This window comes from Mycobacterium sp. (genome assembly GCF_032159565.1).
In the GTDB taxonomy this organism is placed as follows: Bacteria; Actinomycetota; Actinomycetes; order Mycobacteriales; family Mycobacteriaceae; genus Mycobacterium.
The window spans coordinates 1-16,555 of the sequence record NZ_JAVHWR010000048.1 but is presented as its reverse complement, the minus strand read 5'-3'; the positions used below and the strand labels follow the sequence as shown (position 1 = coordinate 16,555).

The following is a 16,555-nucleotide window of genomic DNA, read 5'->3' as shown; positions in this document are numbered from 1 at the left end:
CTAAGCAGTTGCTCAGCGAGCCTACCGGATACCAGATTCTCGCTGTTGAACATATGACATTCTCGGGTGCGGGCCGGGCAGCATTCAATGACCTGGCGAATGCGGTCGTCGACGTGGACCAGCCGATCTAGATTGTCATCGTGCGGCGGTGGATCACGCGGATCGAGCGAACTCTCTGCGAGGACGTGGCAAGCCCGCCCGACGACGTACGCGCCTTCTACGTCGACCTCGACAACATCAAGCTGGTGCATCCCCTCGTGGTTTCGGTGCGAAGCGTCGACCGTAGCGAGACGGCCGACGGTTACGTGCAGACCTACCGGGTGGGTGACCGGATTCCCATCGGGCCGTTTCGCCTGCGCACGAGCTACGTTGCGCGACTGTATGTTCCGCTGACGGGCGACGTGTTGTCCGAGGCGCGGCAATTTCCCCGAGTCTGCCTGCGCAGCACCGTGGCCTTCGAACCGACCGTGGTGGGCACCCGCGTCACCGAGCGGATCCGGATCGAGGCGCCGCGACCGCTGGCGTCGGTGACTACCCGCAAAGCCGTCGAGGCGCACACCGAGATGCTCGCAGGCATTCGGCGACGCTACGAACGAACTCCGAGCTAGCTCCGTGTCTAGGTGGGCCAGAACCCCGAACCGGTGAAGAAGCCGGGCTGCCAGCCCTGCTCTCCGAGGCACAGCAGGGGGCGTCCGTCGGGGGCCTGCGCGGCCGCCTGATCGCTCGGGCACGGGGTACCGATCTCCTGCACGCCGTGAATCTCCGGCGAGATCACCCAGAAGCCGGTGTAGACCGGCGGCCACTGGTTGGGAATCCAGTGGCACTGCAGCGGCTCGCCGCCTGGACCACGACCGAACGTGTTGATCTCGAAGTTGTCGCAAGGAGCGGAGAGGCGGGCCTCGTAGTTCATGAACGGCACGTCGGAGTCATAGCGGCCAGGCTTGTCGAAATACAGGTTGTCGTTCGGGTCGGCTGCGGCGACCTGTGCACTGCCGACTGCGGCGCACGCCAATGCGGCGGCGATGACTGCTTCGCGGATCATTGTCCCCACCTTCCTCGCCAGGAAGCCTATCGGTAGAGCTCGGGTCGGGTAAGTGTTTGGGTCCCTCCGGTACGGGTAGTTACCGCGACATGGCGCCAGGCGATGATGACAAGAGCGAGGAAGACGTCCAGGAAGACGACAAGGTGGCGGGTTCGCGGGCCGGTAAGCACGGCGAAGACGGCAGCTATGTCGGCGAAACGTCCAACGACGACGCCATCGATGCGGGTGAGACCGGGGCAGAGGCGCGCGCCGAAGAGAAGGGCTGAATCGCCCGACCCTCGACAGTGGCCGGACCGCTGCGTGGGCATATGAGCAGTAATCGCCGCGAACGTGAGACTGTAGAAGCCTATGGATGGCTTCGAGTACGTGTCCTATGAGGAATTCGGCCGCAGGTTCTATGAGATCGCGGTGACCGAGGAGCGCGTCGGCGACGCGATCGCCGCGATCGCGGGCGACGAGTTCGAGATGGGCCCGATGGGGCAGGGGCCGGGCAAGATCGCGAAGGTCACCGCCAAGGTCCGGATCCAAGAGCCCAGGGTCACCCGGATGGTCGGCGAGATGATTACCTTCGCGATCCGCATCCCCTTGGAGATCGACATGGTCATCGACCTGAAGATCGACAAGCCGAAGTTCATGGTGTTCGGCGAGATCTCGCTGAACGCCGTCGCACGCGCCGCCGAACCGCTGTTGCTCATCCTCGATGTCCAGAAACCGCGACCGTCGGACATCGCCATTCATGTCACGTCGAAATCCCTGCGCGCCGAACTGTTGCGGATCGTCGGCGGCGTCGACGCGGAGATCCGGCGCTTCATCTCCGCGCACGTGGCGGGGGAGATCGACAGCCCGGCGTCGGTCAAGGCGAAGGTGATCGACGTCGCCGACCGCCTCGACGCCGCATGGGACGGCGTGTAGCGCTATTTCGCGAGCGTGAACTGGACGACGTCGACCTGGCGGTCGCGGAACATCTTCGCGCAGCCGGTCAGGTACCTCATGTAGCGGTCGTAAACCTCTTCGGACTGGATCGCGATAGCCTCGTCCTTGTGCGCCTCCAGTGCGGCGGCCCACAGGTCGAGCGTGCGCGCGTAATGCGGCTGCAGCTCCTGCTTGCGGGTCAGGGTGAACCCCCCCTCTGCCGCCCGCTCCTCGACCATCGGCACCGAGGGCAGCCGTCCGCCGGGGAAGATCTCGGTCATGATGAATTTGATGAAGCGTGCCAGCTCGAACGTCAACGGAATGCCGAGTTCTTTTGCGCGCGCGGGGTTCTCGCCGACGATGGTGTGCAGCAGCATGACACCGTCTTCAGGTAACACGTCGTAGGCCATTCCGAAGAAGTCCTGATAGCGATCGTGACCGAAGTGCTCGAAGGCGCCGATGGACACGATGCGATCCACCGGCTCGTGGAACTGCTCCCAACCCTGCAGCAGCACTCGCTTGGTGCGCGGGCTGCCCATGCCGTCGAACGCCTTCTGAACGTGCGCCGCCTGGTTCTTCGACAGGGTCAGCCCGACGACGTTGACGTCGTAGCGCTCGATCGCCCGTCGCATGGTGGCACCCCAGCCGCAGCCGATGTCGAGCAGCGTCATGCCGGGCTGGAGGCCGAGCTTGCCCAGCGCGAGGTCGATCTTGGCGATCTGCGCTTCCTCCAGCGTCATGTCGTCGCGCTCGAAATACGCACAGCTGTAGGTCTGCGTCGGGTCGAGGAACAGCCGGAAGAAGTCGTCGCTCAGGTCGTAATGCGCCTGGACGTCCTCGAAATGCGGCTTGAGACGACCGCTCGCGTCAGGGGACTTCGGCATCGCCCCAGCGTAGTTGACCTGCCGGTTAGCCCCTAATGAATCGGTCCTCTACGATTCTGCAGGTGCGCAGACTTCGCAGGCCCGTTCGCCTGATCACCGTGTTCGCCGGGCTGGCCGCGGCCACCTCGGTGCTGACGGCTCCCGCTCAGGCCGAACCCGACACCGACGCGTTCCTGAGCGCGGTGACGAGCGCGGGCCTCGGCGGCACCACGGATCCGTCGAACCTGGTCGCGGTCGGCCAGGCCGTCTGCCCGATGTTGTCCGACCCGGGCCAGAACGCCGCCGACGTCGCCGCGAAGGTCGCCGACACGACGGGAATGTCGCTCGGCGGAGCGAACATGTTCACCGGACTTGCGATCTCGTTCCTCTGCCCGCGGGTGATGGAATCGGTCGCCGGCGGCCAGTCGCCGATTCCGCTGGGCCTCCTCGGCTTTTAGCCGGCCACACTTTCCAACCTCGGGCGTTTCGGCGCACGGCCGTCCCCGGTGGAGATGCCGCGGGCGTGGTGCCACAGCCACGGGGCGAGCATGTTCCTGGTCCACAGAACCTGTGAATGGGCGCGTGACCGCATTGTCGACCGTGCGGCGGTCGCGCCGGCGTGTGCCCAGCCATGGTTGCTTCCAGGCAGATTGAGTGCTTCGGCCGCCGCGGCGGCGAACAGCATGTGGCCGTTGGTCGAACCGTGCACCCGGTCGTCACTCCACACGTCGGGTTCGGTCATCGACGGGGCGCTGTAGAGGTCGACGAGCTTGAACCCGTAGCGGTCGGCCGCAGCGACGATCGCCCGGTTCGTGCGCGACATACGCGCCGTCAAGATCTTGCCGATCGGCACGATGCGAGCGATGTCGGGAAACGTCGTGGTCACGACGGTCGCGCCGGATTGCGCGAGCCGTTCGTACAGCAGATCGAGATCGGCCAGCGCCCGGTCGAACAGCAGCCCCGGCCTGGTGATGTCGTTCATTCCGACGCATACGCTGACCAGGTCGGGTCGCATCGTCAAAGCCAGGGGCAGTTGATCGACGAGCACATCGCGGATCCGGCGGCCACGGATCGCCAGGTTGGCGTACTGCAAGCCGGGACTGAGCTCGTCCAGCATCGCCGCCAGCCGGTCGGCGAAGCCGACGACTCCATCGGAATCGTCGCCGTCCCAGAGCCCTTCGGTCTGGCTGTCGCCCAGCGCCACGTACCTGGTGTAGGTCCCGTGCACCATGACCGTGACTCTATCGGTTATCCGCGGCCGAACCGGGTCAGGTTGAGCGGACGGCCGACCGCGCTGAGCTGAGTGATGACGTCCTCGATGCGCGTGCGCGGGACGTCGATCCGCCACTCCTGCAGCACGCCGGACAGACACAGCTTGTCGGGCTCGAAGCGGATGTCGGTCAACCGAAGTCCGTGTGGAAGCTCTGGCAGCTGCACGGCACGAGCCGGCGTGCGCTTGGGCAGGCCCAGACGTCGGCGCCGCACCACCAGCCCGCGCGGCTTGAGCCACAAGGTGGATCCATCCAGAACCGCGTCCACCTCCAGATGACCCAGCGACGGGCGGCGGGCGAGCCGCAAACGTGCGATGCCGTCAGGGCCGATCTCGCCTGCCAGCCGCGGTGCCACCAAGCGGAACAGGTCGTCGAGTGCGTCTGCGGGTAGTTCGACTGTCAGGTCGACAGGTGCCGCCACCAGCACCGGCGGCGCCGACGGCCGCAGGTGCACGTTGTGCAGGACCGCGGTGGCCCGATCCAATCTGTTTCTTTCCCAACGGATATCGCGTGCCGCAAGCCGGACATCGCTCAGTTGGCCGGCCGCGAGACCACGGACGTCGAGACGCGAGTCGAATTCGGTCACGGTCAGCGTGATGTCACCCTCGTCGAGGCGGACCGACAACTCGCGCCCGACCACCAGCCGGCGAAGCGTCATGAAAAGCGTCCGGTACGCCGCGGCGGCACCGGTGCTGACGGGTGCGACGGCCGCCGTCGACCACAGGGAGCCGAGCATGTCGAGCGGCCGGAAGTGATCCCATCGGCGCAACGGTCGCGAACGCGTCATGACACCCAGCATCCTCGCACTGCCCGTCGGGGCACGGCGAGTCGCCTCAGGGGGCGAAGCTGTTCAACAGCGCGCGCATCGACTTGGCCACCGCGTGGCGCGTCTTCACCGGATCGGGTGAGTTGGCGATCAACATCGCCCCGCGGGTCAGGGCGCCCAGCAGCAACCGGGTTGCAGTCTCCGGGTCGTCGATGTCGACCGCGCCCGCCTTGGCCGCCTCCTTCAGCGATCCCGCGATCACCGCGTAGGCGTACTGCTCGTCGAGCTCGGTGTAGCGCGCCAGTCCCAGCACAGCGGGCCCGTCGAGCACGACGATCCGTTGCACATCGGGCTGCAACACTCCGTCGAGGAACGCGTCGAAGCCCAGCGCCAGCTCGTCGAGCCCGTCCTCGGCGCCCATCGCCGCCTCTGTGGCCGACGTCATCAGCTCCATGTGCGCCTGCACGAACACCGCTTCGAAAAGTGCTGTCTTGGTGGGGAAGTGGTGGTAGAGGGCACCGGTTGTCACGCGCGCCTCACGGGCCAGATCCTCCACCGGTGTCCCCCGGAAACCGTTCTCGCCGAACAGCCTGCGGCCGGCGGCCACCAGCGCTGCGCGCGTCTGTGCCACCTGCTCGGCGCGCAGCGACGACGGCTCTGAGGCGGGCATGGCTCTCACATTCGGTGGTGAACGGGTCGAGCCTACCCTATTGACATAGCAACGATATGTGAAATAGTTCCTCTATGACTATCTCCCCCATGCGTACCGCCGGACCGGCCGAAGACACCCGTCGCGCCCACGGGGCGACCAGAGACGCCTTAGGCGCCGCCGTGCGCAGGACCGCGGAGCTTTTCCAGCGCGTCGACGATGCCGACGCACCGGTGCCGGGACTGGAATGGACCGCTGCGGAGACGGCCGCGCACATGGTCGGCGAACTGCGTGATTACGGCCAGGCGCTGACCCGACACACGAACGGGTATATGACGCACGCCAATCGGGCCCAGGAATCGCCGTCACGGATGAGCGCGGTCGTCAACGCCCGTCAACTGACCGAGATACCCGAAAGGAATATGACCCGGCTCGCCGGGCTGCTCGAGGACGCCGCCCTGGCCTACTTGACTGCCGCCGCTGCTGCCGACGAGACCGCGGAGATCCCGGCCGCGAACGGACTAGTACTCAATCCATCGACGATGACCAGCCTGCTGCTGGGCGAACAGATCATTCACGGCCTCGACATCGCCAGGGCGGTCGGCACCCGCTGGGACATTCGAGGCCGCGACGCCCTGCTAATCATCCCCGGCGCGCTGACCGTCGCGCCGCACTACCTGCGACCGTCCGCTGCGGCTGCGCGGGTGAGTTTCGAGTTGCGTATTCGGGGCGGCAATACATACCGGATGGCGGTGGACCGCGGGACCGCCGTTGTCACCGGCGCGGGGGAGAGGTCCGACTGCGTGATCACCGCCGACGCCGTCGCGTTCATGCTTCTCGGCTTCGGACGCGTCTCGCAGTGGTCGCCGATTCTGCGGGGCAAGCTTCGGGCAGGCGGCAGGAAGCCGTGGTCGGCAATGAAATTCGCCACGCTGTTATCCAGCCCATAGTGGGTAGCCCCTACCGTGGACTCAAAGACATCCGTCGTCATCGTTGGCAGTGGCTTCACCGGTTTCGAGTGCGCACGCCGTCTCTCTCGACAACTGCGCAAGCACGACGCCGCTGTGGACATCTCGATTATCTCCCCGGTCGACTACATGCTCTACACGCCGCTGCTGCCCGATGTGGCGGGTGGCGTGGTCGACGCCCGGTTCGTCACCGTCCCGCTGGCGAACACGCTGCACGGCGTGCACGCGGTGCGCGGGCGGGTCGACAGCGTCGACCTCGACGGCCATACCGTCACCTACACCGACCCGGAACAACGATCGCGCAATATGTCGTGGGACCGGTTGGTGCTGACGCCGGGTTCGGTCACCCGATTGTTCGACATCCCGGGTCTCGCCGAGCACGCTCGGGGTTTGAAGTCGACTGCCGAGGCGGTCTATCTGCGCGATCATCTGCTCGAACAACTCGAGTTGGCCAACATCGACGACGATGAACCCCGCATTCAGGCGAGGCGCACGGTCGTCGTCGTCGGCGCCTCGTATTCGGGCACCGAGCTCATCGTGCAGCTGCAGGCGCTGGCCGACACGGCGGCAAAGCAGACGGGCTTCGACCCGGCGGACATGAAGTTCGTGCTTCTCGACATGGCCGAACAGGTGATGCCCGAGGTGGGAGAGAAGCTCGGCAAGGGCGTTCAGCGGGTGCTGCACCAACGCGGCATCGACGTGCGACTCGGCCTGACGTTGAAGGAAGTCTACGCAGACCATGTTGTGCTCAGCGACGACACGCGAATCGACACCCACACCGTCGCATGGGTGACCGGGGTCACCGGCGCCCCGTTGATCGAGACGCTGGGACTGCCGACCGAGCGTGGCCGGCTGAAGGTGCAGGCCAACCTGCAGGTGCCCGGGCATCCCGATGTATTCGCCGCCGGTGACGCCGCCGCCGTTCCGGACCTGACCCAGCCAGGCGAGATCACGCCACCGACCGCACAGCACGCGATCCGGCAGGGAAAGGTGCTGGGGCGCAACGTCGCCGCCAGTCTCGGCTACGGCGAGGCGAAGGACTACCGGCATCGCAACATGGGTCTGGTCGTCGACCTCGGCCCGCATTATGCGGTCGCGAACCCGCTGAACATCCAGCTGTCCGGCTATCCCGCGAAGTTCGTCACCAGGATGTATCACCTGTATGCCATGCCGCGCTTCGTGAACCGATGGACAGTATCGCTGTCGTATCTGACCGACGTGTTCTTCGACCGCTCGATCGTCTCGGTCGGCCTGTCCAGTCAGGACGACGCCAGCTTCTCCACCAGCGAGGGCATTCCGCTGCCGAAATTCGACTGACGTGTGAAAAGCCGCGGACGGGGAACTCCCGTCCCATGGCTACCTATCGCGTGCTGAACCCGAAGGGTGACGTCGTCGACAGCAAGGACATCGAGAGCGCGCAGGATGCGCACGCCTGGTTCGTCGACGCGAAAGCGGACAACTCCGAACTCGGCTGGCGCATGGAAGTCGAAGCCGACGACGGCCATTGGGCCTTCTTCGACGACACCGAAGGCGACCGGAAGTAATCAGTCTTCGCCGGTGACGTACTACTTGCCTATCGGCGGCGCGTGGCTGCCGCGGACCCGAAGGTATCGCGGTTCTTCGACGGAGAACGTCGGATAGTCACCCAGACAACAACTCTCACCCGTCTTGATCTTGGTGATCGCCTGCGTGTCGCGGTCGAACGTCACGGTGCCGTCGTCGTCGAGATCCAGCCGCCATCGCGGCTCGTAGTCGCCCATCAGGCGACCGTCAGGGTGACGTTGAGCAGGGAGACGGCGACATCGCTGGGCAGGATGTCGACGAACGTAGGTTGGTCCCGCAACGCTTCTCCTGTGCCGATGATGTTCTGAGGATAGTTGCCAGCACACGGAAAGTTGTTGCAGCGCAGCCACATCCCAGGCGGGCTCTGATACGGATACATGCTCGGAGACTGGTCGACGCGATACCTGCCCGGCGGGATGCCGGCAGTCGACCAGCCCTGCCGCGGCTCCGCGCCGACGGAGAAGACGCCGTTGCTGCCATAGCTCGGTGGATCGGCGTTCGCCGGCGCCGCCACGACGAGGCCTGCCATCAGTGCGCCGGCCGCCAACCCAACGCACGCGCCCTTCATCGTGCTACCAGACCCGCAAGTAGTCGATCAGCATTGGCGGCGATGCTAAGCCGAAGTCCGGGTCGCCGCCGCCGGGGCCCCCGACCGCGAGGTTGAGCATGGTGAACAGCAGATAGCCGGGGTCGTTGAACGGCCAGGCGCCGTCGATGGGGCCCGCAGGAACCGAGAAGTACGGCCTTCCGGCGAAGTCGTCCATCCAGAACTTGAAGCCCTGCTCGTCCCACCGGCACCGGTAGGTGTGCCACGCGTCGTCGACCGGCCATCGGTGAGCATTCCAGGTCTTGCCGTCTGATCGGGCGTGGACCGAGGTTCCAGGAGCCCATTTGTTGTTGCCGTACCACTCGACGATGTCGACCTCGCCATCGGGCAAGGGACCCCGTCCGTCCGTGGTGTTCTCGATGTTCACCAGCCAGTACGCCGGCCAGAGACCGGGAGCGAATGGGAGCTTGATGCGGGCCTCCCAGGTGTGGTTGATGCCGATCTTCGCCTTGCTCTCGACACGGCCGGTGAAGTAAGTGTCGCCCTCGCGCGTGGCGCGCAGCGCAAGGTTGCCGTTGCCGTCCAGCGAGACGTTGCGGCGGTCGTCGCGGTAGAGGCCCAGCACCGGCGGCGTGACGGGCTCATTCCAGTTGACCACGGTCCACTTCGACAAATCGGGCGCCGAGCCGGCGGGGCCGTCGAAGTCGTCGGCGAAGATGATGTCCTCGGGAGCGGCATCCGGAGCCGGAGCAACCGGTTGATTAGGCGGTTCGGGATCGGCGGCAGCCCGTGGCAGGCCCGCCGCGGCCGCCAATGCGGCGACCCCCGTCATTGCCATCAAGTTTCGTCGGTTCAACTTGTGCACATGAGCACCTTATCGCCGCGCTGCGAAGGATAAAACTAGGCTCGGCCTCAATGCCGAAATTGAGCGCGGGTCTCCTGCTCTACCGTATAACTGACGGCTCCGTCGAAGTGCTGATCGGGCATCCGGGCGGCCCGTTCTGGGCAAAGAAGGACGACGGGGCGTGGTCGATCCCCAAGGGCGAGTACACCGACGGCGAGGACCCCTGGGCGGCCGCCCGCCGCGAGTTCGAGGAGGAACTCGGCAAGCCGCCACCTGACGGTCCGCGTATCGACTTCCCACCGCTGAAGCAGCCGAGCGGCAAGATCATCACCGCCTTCGCGGTGCGTGGGGACCTCGACCTCGAGGGAACGGTGAGCAACACCTTCACCCTGGAGTGGCCGAAAGGATCGGGCAACGTCAGGGAATATCCGGAGATCGACCGGGCGGACTGGTTCTGCGTGCGTGCGGCGCGGTCGAAACTGCTGAAGGGTCAGCGCCCACTTCTTGATCGGCTGGTGGATGTGCTCGCAAACGCCGAATAGGCCGCATCTCAATGGCGTTGATGGTCAAGGCCCGGCCGTGGATGCGCCAGCCGGACCGCGTCCGCAGGTACTCGTCGTCGTAGCGCAGGTGCCAGACGAGGTCCGTCGCCTCTGCGCCGCTGACGCTGAAATGATGTGCGATGCAAGTGATCCGGCCCAGTGCGTAGTCGGCGTCGGCGCCGGGGGCATAGACCTCGCCGACGATCGCGTGCTCGGTGCGGGCGACTCCCGACAGCGTCGCCATTGCCGCGCGGAGGCCGTCGCGACCACGGTGGTGGCGGACGGGGTCGAGCGACCGAGGCGGATCCGGCAGCCGTAATTCGGCTGTGTCAGTGAACAATTCGACGACGTCGCCGAACCGGCGGTCGTCGACGGCAGCGGCGTAGAGGTGGACCAGATCGGCGAGTGCCAAGCGGTCGGCGATGGCGAGGGACATGTCGCTCAGCTGCCGGCTTGGTTGCTGGCCCGGATGTCCTCGCGGCACTGCCGCCGCGTCTTGCCGGTCTCCTGCATGCAAACCCGCACCGGGGCCTCCTCTGCGACGGGCAGCGGTTCGTCGGTCGCCTGAGTCGTCACGGTGATGGTCGGCGCAGGCACCACACCCTGGGTGACCGACCAGATGGACGCTCCGGTGCCCTCCAACGTTGAGCAGTACACCGTGTTTCCGTTGGCGGTGGTCGCGGTGTCGCCGACCGGCGAGCAGTCCGCGCCGACGACCGCGGCCGCCGGTGCGGCCGACGCCGTGGTGGTGGTCGTGGGGGACGGCGTCGACTCGGACGGCGGCGGCGGTAGTGCCGGTGGCGCTTCGGCCCGAGGGGAGGTCGCGGGCGGCCTCGGCGACGGGGTGTAGTCGTCGTTCAGCAGTTTCTCGATCTCACGGAACTGGATCACCACAAGGGCGATGGCGACCAGCAACAGCGCCGCAAGGACGCCGGGGACGATGTAGGCGGGGCGCAGGTATTTCCGCCGCGGCGCAGGCTGGGCTTCGTGCCTGCCCCCATGCGATCTTGGGGCGATGGGAGTCGACGCCGCCGTGCGCTCGTTGTCGGCCTCCGGCTGGACTCCCAGTCTGTGGGCCAGAGCCCGCGCGAAGTCCATGCAAGTGGTGAACCGGTCCTTGGCGTCCTTCGACAGCGCCTTGCACAGGACCGGATCGAGCGCCGACAACTCGGGACGCTTGTCGGCAATGGCGGGCGGTGGCGCCGTGAGGTGCTGGCTGATGACCACCGTCGGATTCGAATGCTGAAACGGCGGCGAGCCGGTCAGCAGGTGAAATGCCGTGGCCGCGAGCGCATACTGATCCGCGCGGCCGTCGAGTTCCTCACCCATCAACTGCTCCGGAGCTGCGTAGTACACGGTGCCGACCGTCATGTTCGTTGCGGTCAGGTTGCTGGTGTCGTCGACCCGTCGAGCGATACCGAAGTCGCCGAGAAGTATTCGCTGCTCGCCTGCGGCCGCGTCGGTCAACAAGATGTTGGCAGGTTTGACGTCGCGATGCAGAAGGCCCTGCTGGTGTGCATAGTCGAGGGCGTCGGCTACGGAGGTGACGATGTCGAGTACTTCCCCCTTGGGCATGCCCTTCGGGTAGCGGTCGCGCAGCAGTTCGGCCGCGTCCGTCCCGTCGACGTAGTCCATCGAGATCCAGATCTGGCCGTCGACGTCCCCGCGGTCGTGCACCCCGACGATATGGGGATTCCACAGTGTCGCGGCGATGTCGGCCTCGCGGTTGAACCGCTCCCGGTATTCGTGGTCGGCGCAGACATCGGCGGGCAATACCTTGAGGGCGTCGCTCCGCGGCAGGCGCGGATGTTCGGCAAGGTAGACCTCGCCCATGCCTCCGGTACCCAGAAGCCGCACGATGGTGTAGCCAGCGAAGGTCTGACCAGCGGCCAATGGCATGGCCGAATAGTACAGACGGGTTACAAATCGAGCGTGAGTCGCTCCCCGTTCGCGGCCCGCGAGATGCAGACGAGCATCATGGAAGCTGCGCGCTCCGGTTCGGTCAGCAACGTGTCGCGGTGGTCCACGGCGCCCGCGACGACGCGGGTCCGGCAGGTGCCGCAGAAGCCTTGCCGGCATGAGTAAGGCGCCGCGACGTTCGCCCGCCGCAACGCGCTCAGCAGCGTCTCGTCGGCGCCGACCGTGACTTCCTGGCCGGTAGAGGCGATCGAGACGGTGAATTGCCTGCCGTCGACGACGGGCGGCGCGGCGAACCGTTCGAAGTGCAACTCGACGTTGTCGCGTCCCGCCAGCTCGGCGCGGATAGCGGTCAACATCGGCGCGGGGCCGCATGCGTAGACCGTGGATGCGTCGGGACAGTCGCCGAGCAGCTCGGCCGCGGTCGGTATGCCGCTGACGTCGTCGGTACGGATGTCGATGCGATCGCCGAAGCGGCTGACTTCGTCGATGAACGGCAGGCTGTCGTGGCTGCGGCCGGTGTACACCATCGACCAATCCACGCCGAGACGATCGGCGAGCTCCAGCATCGGCAGGATGGGCGTGATGCCGATGCCGCCCGCGACGAACCGGAACCGGGTAGCAGGGGAGCCGTAGCCGGGGACGGTGAGTGGGAAGGCGTTGCGCGGCCCGTGGGTGGTGACTGTGGTGCCGATCGGCAGCCCGTCGTGCACCTCGATCGATCCGCCTCCGCCGTCGACGATGCGGCGCACCGCTATTCGGTAGGTTTCGTCGTCGTCGGGGTCGCCGCACAACGAGTACTGGCGCAGCCGGCCGCTGGGCAGATGGATGTCGAGGTGTGCACCGGGTCGCCAGCGCGGCAGCGGTTGGGCGTCGGCAGCCGCCAACGTCAGCGCCACCACATCCTGGTCGTGTGCGATCACCTGACGGGCGAGGACAGTCAGCCCGAGAACGCGGTCCGGTTCCGGTGGCGGTTTCATCTTCCTGATGGCACCGGAGAACGTCCAGAGCGCACTGACCGACGCGTCCGCGATACCGAGCACGACGTCGTGGCGCCGGCGCCCCGAAACACTCGGCGGCGCTTGGCGGTAGCGGTCGAGCAGGCCCATCAAATGTGTGCCGCGCGAGCAGCGGGAGAGCTCGCGAGGTAAGCCACCGCCTGCGCCGTCGAACCCATCTCGTCCGGGGTGAACCCTGGGCGGAAGTACATGGCGGTGTTGGAGCCGAAGAGCTTGCGGTACTTGGGCAGCAGTCCCAGCTTCGAGTCGCGCATCCGCAGCCGGTTGAACGTCCACCAGCTGATATCGGTGGTCGGGTCGGATTTGACCAGAAACCATGCGGTGCGCTGGAAGAACACGAAGATCGCCAGCACCGCCATCGTCATCGCGCGGATCCGGTGGATATAGCTGTCGTGAAAGTAGACCGCGACGTCATGGGCGACGTTGCGGTGCTCGACCTCTTCGCTGCCGTGCCAGCGGAACAGGTCGACCATCGTCGGTGCCGCGTCGTAGTCGTCCCAGGCGCAGTTCAACGCGAAATCGCCCAGAACCGCGGTGTAGTGCTCGATCGCGGCGATGAACCACAGCCGGTCGCACAGATGGTTGAGCCGTCGCTTCGGGTCCGTGGAGGCCGTCGGTGCAAGTGTCTTGGAGAAGAGGAACTCGATCTGGTCGAGCATCGGTTTGGGATCGATGCCGTTGACGGCCATGTACTTGTGCAGCATCTGCTCGTGCACGTCGGCATGGGTGGCTTCCTGACCGATGAAGCCCCGCATGTCGTCGGCCAACTGCGGGTCCTTCACCAGCGGCAGCGCCTCGTTGAAGGTGTCGACGAACCAGCGCTCTGCCGCCGGCAGAACAACGTTGAGCAGGCTGACGACGTTGGAGGCGACGGGATGTCCCGGTATCCAGTGCAGTGGGATATCGGAGGTGGCGAAGTGCACTTTGCGCGCCTGGATCTGAACGGGTCCCGGATCGATTTCCCGCTCGAATCGGCGTGGACGCAGCATTGCGGCTCCTCCCGGGTGTGCTGGGGGTGAGTCTACGACCACTACGTGGGAACGCAGGTTTCGGATACTTGGGCTCTGTCAATAACACCGATATGGCGGGGTTCAACGACGTCCTTGACTGGGCCAAGCATCAGGTCGGTTCCCGGGTGCCCAAAGCCGACCTCGACCAGCGGGATCCGGATTACATCCGCGAGCAGCTGCCGGGACTGTGGCTGTTGGCGTCGCTCTACTTTCGTGCCGATGTCCGCGGCCTCGATCGCATACCGCGCGAGGGACCCGTGTTGTTGGTCGGCAATCACAGCGGCGGTAACCTCCCGCCGGACACCTTCGTGTTCACACTGGCCTTTTCCTCGTACTTCGGCGTCGAGCGGCCGTTCTACCAATTGGCGCACAACCTCGTCGTCTCGATGCCTGGTCTGGGATCACTGCGGAAGTTCGGCACCGTCGCCGCCAACCACGACAACGCCCGAATCGCACTGGAGTCCGGCGGCGCCTTGCTGGTGTACCCGGGCGGCGACTATGAGGTGTTCCGGCCGTCGTGGAAGCGCCACGAGGTCGACTTCGGCGGCCGCAAGGGTTACGTGAAGCTCGCTCGGGAGACCGGTGTGCCGATTGTGCCGATCGCCAGCATCGGCGGCCAGGAGGCTGCGCTCTTCCTCGACCGGGGCCAGTGGCTGGCCAAGCTGTTGAGGGTCGACAAGATGGCCCGCCTGAAGAGCGTGCCCATTCTTCTGGCCCCGCCATGGGGGCTGGCTGTCAGCGACATGGTTCCTCGACTGCCGCTGCCGACGAAGATCGCGATCGAGGTGCAGGATCCGATCGACGCCGCCGACATCGCGGCGAGCGACGACGACGTCATCAACGACAAGGTGCTCAGCAGCCTGCAGGCCGGGGTGGACAGACTGGCCGCGGAACGACGATTCCCGGTGATCGGCTGATGAGCGCTTGCGCGAAGAAGAGACGAAGCTGATGAGCGCTTGCGCGAAGAAGAGACGGTCCTGATGAGGCTGCAACGGCGGGTTGAGATCGACGCCGACCGCGACACGGTATGGAAGCGGGTCAGCGATCCGACGTGCTATCCGGAATTCATGGCCAACCTCGAGCGGTGGGACGCGATGACCGAGGGGGCGGCCGGCGTCGGCTCCCGCTACACCGGCCACTGGAAGATCGGCTCGGTGCCGGTCGGCGGAGTGATCGAGGTGGTCGAGTTCGACGAGGCGCGCGACCTGGCCTGGATCGGGATCACCGGTGTAACGCAGCGCGGTCGGTTCCGGCTGCGCGACTGCCCCGACGGGCGGACCCGGGTGATCTTCCGAATGACCTACGAAGCACCGGGCGGAATGCTGGGTTTGATCGCCGACTGGGTTGCCGCCCGTCAGGTCGGCAGAACCATGACAAAGACGCTGGAGAATCTGCGAAGCCTGTCAGAGGCCTAACCCGCAGGCGGAGACATGCCCGGCTGGGGACCGACCGGCGTCGGGGTCACTGTGGTCACCCCGTTCGAGCCGACCGTGCGCCCGCCCGGGCCTGCGGCGGCGCCGGAGCTGCCGCTCTCGGCCATCTGCTGCGCGGCGGCGTCGGTGCAGTCGAGGTTCAGCTGCATTTTCCCCTCGCCGAGCAGCTTCTGGCTTTTCACCATGCACTGCGCCTGCGGCAGGTCGCTGCCGACCGAACCGCCGAAGGTGGTCTTCAGGCCCATACCCTTCAGCACCTTCACGGCCTTGTAATAGGGCTCGCCGACGACGTTCGCCTGGTTGGCGTTCGGATCGGAATTGGCTAATCCCGCGCTGAGCAGGCCGATCGTGCTTGCGGCGACCGCGCTTGCCCCCAGAACGACGAGCTTCTTCACGTGAGAACTCCCTAAGTCGGTGCGGTGCGAACATATCGCAGCCGTGACGAATGTGAAACCGGTGACAAGCCGCGCAGCGTTACACCTGCGGGTTCACCGCCGCCCGCAGGGCCTCGCAGAGCGCTGCCGAACGGGGATCGACGAACACGTCCTCGAGCAGGAGACGACGCCCGTCGGGTCCGCTCAACGGAATCCGCCAGTTCGGGTATTCGTCGGTGGTGCCGGGCTGGTTCTGCGTGCGCAGATCACCCACCGCATCGGCCAGTGCCAGGCCGAGCACCCGTGACGGGGTTCGGCCAAGGTACCGGTAGAGCGCGAGCACGATCTGGTCGATATCGGGGTTTTCATCCAGCAGGCCGACCCGCCGAAGCTCGTCGAGCCAGGCCGCCTGTTCGGCCCGATCGTCAGCCAGCTCCTCGCCGGCGGGGCGGGTCAACAGACCCAGCTGTTGTCGCAGCCGCACATGCTCGCCCGCCAAATACCCCGCGGTCGGCGGCAGGTCATGGGTCGTGACCGAGGACATGCAGTACTCGCGCCACCGCTGCGCCTGCAACGGGCCCCCAGTGGAATCCGGGCCGTCCCGCTCGAGCTCGAACCACAGGATCGAGGTGCCGAGCAGTCCGCGATCGGACAGGTAGTCGCGCACCCACGGTTCGACCGTCCCCAGGTCCTCGCCGATCACGACGGCCTCGGCGCGGTGGGCTTCCAGAGCGAGAATGCCGATCATCGCCTCGTGGTCGTATCGCACGTAGGTGCCCTCGGTGGGCATCGAACCCTTCGGGATCCACCAGAGCCGGAAGAGCCCGATGATGTG

Annotated in this window: 23 protein-coding genes and 1 pseudogene; 10 read left to right on the top strand and 14 right to left on the bottom strand. The window is 66.1% G+C overall.

From position 1 onward, the window contains the following. The first annotated feature begins 140 nt into the window (after positions 1–140). The gene (locus tag QOC76_RS06340) at positions 141–608 is read left to right on the top strand and encodes an SRPBCC family protein (RefSeq protein WP_526355326.1); all 468 of its coding nucleotides are present in this window, start codon (positions 141–143) and stop codon (positions 606–608) included. An 8-nt stretch (positions 609–616) separates the two neighbouring features. Here QOC76_RS06340 and QOC76_RS06335 read toward each other — a convergent pair whose 3' ends face one another. Then, positions 617–1,042, bottom strand: a complete 426-nt coding sequence (locus QOC76_RS06335; RefSeq protein WP_526355324.1) for a hypothetical protein — start codon at positions 1,040–1,042, stop codon at positions 617–619. Positions 1,043–1,131: 89 nt separating this feature from the next. Between QOC76_RS06335 and QOC76_RS06330 the strand changes: the two genes are divergently transcribed. Both QOC76_RS06330 and QOC76_RS06325 read left to right on the top strand, forming a co-directional pair. Next, on the top strand, positions 1,132–1,308 hold the full coding sequence (locus QOC76_RS06330) for a hypothetical protein (protein WP_526355322.1): 177 nt from the start codon (positions 1,132–1,134) through the stop codon (positions 1,306–1,308). A gap of 82 nt (positions 1,309–1,390) precedes the next feature. Further along, on the top strand, positions 1,391–1,954 hold the full coding sequence (locus QOC76_RS06325; RefSeq protein ID WP_526355320.1) for a hypothetical protein: 564 nt from the start codon (positions 1,391–1,393) through the stop codon (positions 1,952–1,954). Positions 1,955–1,956: 2 nt separating this feature from the next. Here QOC76_RS06325 and QOC76_RS06320 read toward each other — a convergent pair whose 3' ends face one another. After that, positions 1,957–2,838: a cyclopropane mycolic acid synthase family methyltransferase gene (locus tag QOC76_RS06320; RefSeq protein WP_526355318.1), complete on the bottom strand. Its 882-nt coding sequence runs from the start codon at positions 2,836–2,838 to the stop codon at positions 1,957–1,959. Between the two features lie 62 nt (positions 2,839–2,900). On the opposite strand from QOC76_RS06320, the gene QOC76_RS06315 reads away from it, so the two are divergent. After that, a complete protein-coding gene (locus tag QOC76_RS06315; protein ID WP_526355316.1) occupies positions 2,901–3,275 on the top strand; it encodes a DUF732 domain-containing protein in 375 nt (124 codons plus the stop codon). Here the strand turns inward: QOC76_RS06315 and QOC76_RS06310 are convergent. Genes QOC76_RS06310 through QOC76_RS06300 form a run of 3 tightly spaced genes read right to left on the bottom strand, consistent with a single transcriptional unit; the run spans position 3,272 to position 5,524 of the window. Continuing rightward, positions 3,272–4,048: an SGNH/GDSL hydrolase family protein gene (locus QOC76_RS06310; RefSeq protein WP_526355314.1), complete on the bottom strand. Its 777-nt coding sequence runs from the start codon at positions 4,046–4,048 to the stop codon at positions 3,272–3,274. The two genes, QOC76_RS06315 and QOC76_RS06310, sit on opposite strands and share 4 nt — an antisense overlap. A gap of 17 nt (positions 4,049–4,065) precedes the next feature. Next, the gene (locus tag QOC76_RS06305) at positions 4,066–4,875 is read right to left on the bottom strand and encodes an LmeA family phospholipid-binding protein (RefSeq protein ID WP_526355312.1); all 810 of its coding nucleotides are present in this window, start codon (positions 4,873–4,875) and stop codon (positions 4,066–4,068) included. Positions 4,876–4,921: 46 nt separating this feature from the next. Then, a complete protein-coding gene (locus QOC76_RS06300; RefSeq protein ID WP_526355310.1) occupies positions 4,922–5,524 on the bottom strand; it encodes a TetR/AcrR family transcriptional regulator in 603 nt (200 codons plus the stop codon). A gap of 74 nt (positions 5,525–5,598) precedes the next feature. Between QOC76_RS06300 and QOC76_RS06295 the strand changes: the two genes are divergently transcribed. The 3 genes from QOC76_RS06295 to QOC76_RS06285 are packed head-to-tail and all read left to right on the top strand — an operon-like array spanning position 5,599 to position 8,015. Then, entirely contained in the window at positions 5,599–6,453 is an 855-nt protein-coding gene (locus tag QOC76_RS06295; RefSeq protein WP_526355308.1) for a maleylpyruvate isomerase N-terminal domain-containing protein, read from the top strand. A gap of 15 nt (positions 6,454–6,468) precedes the next feature. After that, on the top strand, positions 6,469–7,788 hold the full coding sequence (locus QOC76_RS06290) for an NAD(P)/FAD-dependent oxidoreductase (protein ID WP_526355306.1): 1,320 nt from the start codon (positions 6,469–6,471) through the stop codon (positions 7,786–7,788). Positions 7,789–7,823: 35 nt separating this feature from the next. Next, entirely contained in the window at positions 7,824–8,015 is a 192-nt protein-coding gene (locus QOC76_RS06285; protein ID WP_526355304.1) for a hypothetical protein, read from the top strand. Between the two features lie 21 nt (positions 8,016–8,036). Here QOC76_RS06285 and QOC76_RS06280 read toward each other — a convergent pair whose 3' ends face one another. The 3 genes from QOC76_RS06280 to QOC76_RS06270 are packed head-to-tail and all read right to left on the bottom strand — an operon-like array spanning position 8,037 to position 9,419. Beyond that, positions 8,037–8,231 carry a hypothetical protein gene (locus QOC76_RS06280; RefSeq protein ID WP_526355302.1) on the bottom strand — a complete coding sequence of 65 codons (195 nt, stop codon included), beginning with the start codon at positions 8,229–8,231 and terminating at the stop codon, positions 8,037–8,039. Next, positions 8,231–8,602, bottom strand: coding sequence for a hypothetical protein (locus QOC76_RS06275; RefSeq protein WP_526355300.1), 372 nt, complete (start codon positions 8,600–8,602; stop codon positions 8,231–8,233). The genes QOC76_RS06280 and QOC76_RS06275 overlap by 1 nt, the downstream gene beginning before the upstream one ends. Positions 8,603–8,606: 4 nt before the next feature. Continuing rightward, positions 8,607–9,419: a glycoside hydrolase family 16 protein gene (locus QOC76_RS06270; protein WP_526355298.1), complete on the bottom strand. Its 813-nt coding sequence runs from the start codon at positions 9,417–9,419 to the stop codon at positions 8,607–8,609. 77 nt (positions 9,420–9,496) lie between these two features. On the opposite strand from QOC76_RS06270, the gene QOC76_RS06265 reads away from it, so the two are divergent. Then, entirely contained in the window at positions 9,497–9,967 is a 471-nt protein-coding gene (locus tag QOC76_RS06265; protein WP_526355296.1) for an NUDIX hydrolase, read from the top strand. 91 nt (positions 9,968–10,058) lie between these two features. Here QOC76_RS06265 and QOC76_RS06260 read toward each other — a convergent pair. From QOC76_RS06260 to QOC76_RS06245, 4 genes and pseudogenes are all read right to left on the bottom strand, one after another. After that, positions 10,059–10,403 (bottom strand): annotated as a pseudogene (locus QOC76_RS06260) (nuclear transport factor 2 family protein); the annotation flags it as partial. A gap of 5 nt (positions 10,404–10,408) precedes the next feature. Further along, positions 10,409–11,866 (bottom strand): serine/threonine-protein kinase, encoded by a 1,458-nt coding sequence (locus QOC76_RS06255; protein ID WP_526355294.1) that lies wholly within the window; start codon positions 11,864–11,866, stop codon positions 10,409–10,411. A gap of 20 nt (positions 11,867–11,886) precedes the next feature. Then, on the bottom strand, positions 11,887–12,993 hold the full coding sequence (locus QOC76_RS06250; protein ID WP_526355292.1) for a PDR/VanB family oxidoreductase: 1,107 nt from the start codon (positions 12,991–12,993) through the stop codon (positions 11,887–11,889). Continuing rightward, positions 12,993–13,892, bottom strand: a complete 900-nt coding sequence (locus tag QOC76_RS06245; RefSeq protein WP_526355290.1) for a metal-dependent hydrolase — start codon at positions 13,890–13,892, stop codon at positions 12,993–12,995. Before QOC76_RS06245 ends, QOC76_RS06250 begins: the two co-directional genes overlap by 1 nt. A 92-nt stretch (positions 13,893–13,984) precedes the next feature. On the opposite strand from QOC76_RS06245, the gene QOC76_RS06240 reads away from it, so the two are divergent. After that, positions 13,985–14,830 carry a lysophospholipid acyltransferase family protein gene (locus tag QOC76_RS06240; RefSeq protein ID WP_526355328.1) on the top strand — a complete coding sequence of 282 codons (846 nt, stop codon included), beginning with the start codon at positions 13,985–13,987 and terminating at the stop codon, positions 14,828–14,830. A gap of 63 nt (positions 14,831–14,893) precedes the next feature. Then, positions 14,894–15,328: an SRPBCC family protein gene (locus tag QOC76_RS06235; RefSeq protein WP_526355288.1), complete on the top strand. Its 435-nt coding sequence runs from the start codon at positions 14,894–14,896 to the stop codon at positions 15,326–15,328. Here the strand turns inward: QOC76_RS06235 and QOC76_RS06230 are convergent. Both QOC76_RS06230 and QOC76_RS06225 read right to left on the bottom strand, forming a co-directional pair. Beyond that, positions 15,325–15,741, bottom strand: a complete 417-nt coding sequence (locus tag QOC76_RS06230; RefSeq protein WP_526355286.1) for a hypothetical protein — start codon at positions 15,739–15,741, stop codon at positions 15,325–15,327. The genes QOC76_RS06235 and QOC76_RS06230 overlap by 4 nt on opposite strands. Positions 15,742–15,820: 79 nt before the next feature. Beyond that, positions 15,821–16,555, bottom strand: a 735-nt coding sequence (locus QOC76_RS06225) for a 4-alpha-glucanotransferase (protein WP_526355284.1), incomplete at its 5' end; no start/stop codon positions are given.

Bases quoted from the DNA above. Each gene is read 5' to 3' on its own strand.
- QOC76_RS06335 (WP_526355324.1), bottom strand. From the start codon at position 1,042: ATGATCCGCGAAGCAGTCATCGCCGCCGCATTGGCGTGCGCCGCAGTC.
- QOC76_RS06275 (WP_526355300.1), bottom strand. From the start codon at position 8,602: ATGAAGGGCGCGTGCGTTGGGTTGGCGGCCGGCGCACTGATGGCAGGC.
- QOC76_RS06310 (WP_526355314.1), bottom strand. From the start codon at position 4,048: ATGGTGCACGGGACCTACACCAGGTACGTGGCGCTGGGCGACAGCCAG.
- QOC76_RS06240 (WP_526355328.1), top strand. From the start codon at position 13,985: ATGGCGGGGTTCAACGACGTCCTTGACTGGGCCAAGCATCAGGTCGGT.
- QOC76_RS06235 (WP_526355288.1), top strand. From the start codon at position 14,894: ATGAGGCTGCAACGGCGGGTTGAGATCGACGCCGACCGCGACACGGTA.
- QOC76_RS06300 (WP_526355310.1), bottom strand. From the start codon at position 5,524: ATGCCCGCCTCAGAGCCGTCGTCGCTGCGCGCCGAGCAGGTGGCACAG.
- QOC76_RS06295 (WP_526355308.1), top strand. From the start codon at position 5,599: ATGACTATCTCCCCCATGCGTACCGCCGGACCGGCCGAAGACACCCGT.
- QOC76_RS06280 (WP_526355302.1), bottom strand. From the start codon at position 8,231: ATGGGCGACTACGAGCCGCGATGGCGGCTGGATCTCGACGACGACGGC.
- QOC76_RS06265 (WP_526355296.1), top strand. From the start codon at position 9,497: ATGCCGAAATTGAGCGCGGGTCTCCTGCTCTACCGTATAACTGACGGC.
- QOC76_RS06285 (WP_526355304.1), top strand. From the start codon at position 7,824: ATGGCTACCTATCGCGTGCTGAACCCGAAGGGTGACGTCGTCGACAGC.
- QOC76_RS06325 (WP_526355320.1), top strand. From the start codon at position 1,391: ATGGATGGCTTCGAGTACGTGTCCTATGAGGAATTCGGCCGCAGGTTC.
- QOC76_RS06330 (WP_526355322.1), top strand. From the start codon at position 1,132: ATGGCGCCAGGCGATGATGACAAGAGCGAGGAAGACGTCCAGGAAGAC.
- QOC76_RS06320 (WP_526355318.1), bottom strand. From the start codon at position 2,838: ATGCCGAAGTCCCCTGACGCGAGCGGTCGTCTCAAGCCGCATTTCGAG.
- QOC76_RS06250 (WP_526355292.1), bottom strand. From the start codon at position 12,993: ATGGGCCTGCTCGACCGCTACCGCCAAGCGCCGCCGAGTGTTTCGGGG.
- QOC76_RS06305 (WP_526355312.1), bottom strand. From the start codon at position 4,875: ATGACGCGTTCGCGACCGTTGCGCCGATGGGATCACTTCCGGCCGCTC.
- QOC76_RS06270 (WP_526355298.1), bottom strand. From the start codon at position 9,419: ATGGCAATGACGGGGGTCGCCGCATTGGCGGCCGCGGCGGGCCTGCCA.
- QOC76_RS06245 (WP_526355290.1), bottom strand. From the start codon at position 13,892: ATGCTGCGTCCACGCCGATTCGAGCGGGAAATCGATCCGGGACCCGTT.
- QOC76_RS06255 (WP_526355294.1), bottom strand. From the start codon at position 11,866: ATGCCATTGGCCGCTGGTCAGACCTTCGCTGGCTACACCATCGTGCGG.